The organism is Corynebacterium sp. HMSC30G07 (assembly GCF_001806945.1).
Taxonomy (GTDB): Bacteria; Actinomycetota; Actinomycetes; order Mycobacteriales; family Mycobacteriaceae; genus Corynebacterium; species Corynebacterium riegelii.
On the sequence record NZ_KV786462.1, the window covers coordinates 512 to 1,172 of the forward strand.

Below are 661 nucleotides of genomic sequence, written 5' to 3' on the forward strand. Positions count from 1 at the left end.
GGTGGGCATTCTGGGCAGCCCGGGGTCCGAGCGTCCTAAGCACCGAAGACACATTGAACCGTTGCGGGCAGGTGCGAGTAACGCTGCCGGAGAGCTGGCTGCAACATAGTGGCCACCGAATTCGCATAGAAGTCTTCACCATGCGCAAAGGCGCCGCCTCAATGGGCTTCTCGAACGACTAATGCCTGCAGCCGGGGTCCGTGTAGTCGGCTCGGTTCGGCTGTCTAGGTCTAGGCACCAACTACTTGGAACGCGGCAGTACCGAGCTTTCGGAGCGATGGACTCAAATCCGCCACTGACAATGCGGCCATCCCTGAATCCTTGACCGGCTCGCCGACGGTGCCGAGCCCGGGTGAGCCTCCGCTACCGGATGCTCACTCAGCCGCTACCAGATACTCACCACACCGCTACCATTTCAGTCTTCTGAACACGCGGGATACTTCTCGTCGTGAACACCCCAATTGACACCCCAATGCATGTGTGATCTGTGCGTAGCTAGCACCGTCAAGGCACATCGCGACGATTTGTTTGAAGTTGGCCACAAAGACCGGCTCCTTCCAAGTAGAAGTTGACGCGGCACCATCGAAGTACGGCGCCGCCAACATCAACTATGAAAGAAACCCCCTCGCAGTACCGGGTACGCGGAACACCGGTACCAACT

1 protein-coding gene is annotated in these 661 nt (G+C 58.5%); it reads left to right on the top strand.

Translation table 11 applies throughout. The features are described from left to right. A partial coding sequence (locus HMPREF3104_RS12590; protein WP_210386487.1) for a hypothetical protein occupies positions 1-182 on the top strand: 182 nt, incomplete at its 5' end. Between the last annotated feature and the right edge of the window lie 479 nt (positions 183-661).